Origin of the sequence: Streptomyces sp. NPDC057438 (assembly GCF_042802995.1) — a bacterium.
Taxonomy (GTDB): domain Bacteria; phylum Actinomycetota; class Actinomycetes; order Streptomycetales; family Streptomycetaceae; genus Streptomyces.
Window position 1 is genome coordinate 1 of the sequence record NZ_JBHVDD010000208.1, and the last position, 1,267, is coordinate 1,267.

The following is a 1,267-nucleotide window of genomic DNA, read 5'->3' on the forward strand; positions in this document are numbered from 1 at the left end:
CTTCGCCGATGCTGTTGCCTGTGTCGGTGTGTGTGACGGAGGTCCAGTGTTGGGCGGTGCCGTCGCGGGTGTCGGTGGTGAAGCGGCCGAGGTAGTTGAAGCCGATGAGGGGGTGTGGGTGGGTGGCGAGGGTGGGGGCGGTGTGGGGGTTGAGGTGGCGTAGGAGTCCGTAGCCGAGTCCGTGGTCGGGGATGGCGCGGAGTTGTTCTTTGACGTGTTTGAGTGCTGTGCCGATCTGGGGTCCGGCGGTGGTGACTTCGGTCCAGGTGAGGGTTCCGGGGTTGATGCGGACGGGGTGCATGGTGGTGAACCAGCCGATGGTGCGGGTGAGGTCGTGGCCGGAGTCGAGTGTGTCTTCGTGGCGGCCGTGGCTTTCGAGGTCGATGAGGATGCCGTTGTGGGTGTGGGTGGGGGCCCATTGGCGTAGGGCGAGGGTGAGGGCGGTGAGGAGGACGTCGTTGATGCCTGCGCGGAAGGCGGCTGGGACGGCGGTGAGCAGTTGCTCTGTCTCGTGTTCGGGGAGAGCGAGGGTGACTGTCTGTGCGGTGGCGAGGGTGTCGCGGGTCGGGTCGAGGGGGGTGGCGCCGAGGGGGGTGTGCGGGGCGGCCAGCATGTTTTCCCAGTAGGGGAGTTGGCTGGTCCAGCGGTTGTGGGTGGCGGTTTGGGTGAGGGCGGTGGCCCAGCCTCGGAAGGAGGTGGCGACGGGTTCGAGGTGGAGGGGTTGGTGGGTGGTGAGGGCGTGGTGGGCGGTGGCGAGGTCGTCCAGGAGGATGCGCCAGGAGACGCCGTCGATGACGAGGTGGTGGATGACGATGAGGAGTTGTCCGTCGTGGTCGTTTCCTGCGTCGAGCCAGACGAGTTGGGCGGTGATGCCTTGTTCGGGGTCGAGGCGGGTGCGGGCTTTTTGGGCTTCGTGGATGAGGGTCTGGTGGGTGGTGTGGGGGTCGAGGCCGGTGGTGTCGACGTGGTGGATCCAGTTGGTGGTGTCGATGGTGCCGGGGGGTGGGATGTGGAGGGTCCAGCGGTCGGTGCCGGTGCCGGTGTCGGTGTCGGTGTCGGTGTGGGTGTGGGTGTGGGTGTGGGTGTCGGGGGTGCGGTGCAGGCGCATGCGCAGGGCGTCGTGGTGGTTGGTGACGGCGGTGAAGGCGGCTGTGAGGTCGGTGAGGGTGAGGGTGGCGGGGACGGGGACGACGTAGGACTGGTTGAACTCGCGGATGGGGCCGCCGCCGGCGCGGAACCATTCGATGATCGGTGTGGTGGGTACGTC

The 1,267-nt window shown here is 67.7% G+C and carries 1 protein-coding gene; it reads right to left on the reverse strand.

Annotation, left to right across the window (positions count from 1 at the left end; genetic code table 11):
- A partial coding sequence (locus tag ACFU5F_RS42415; RefSeq protein WP_383899039.1) for a condensation domain-containing protein occupies positions 1-1,267 on the reverse strand: 1,267 nt, incomplete at both ends.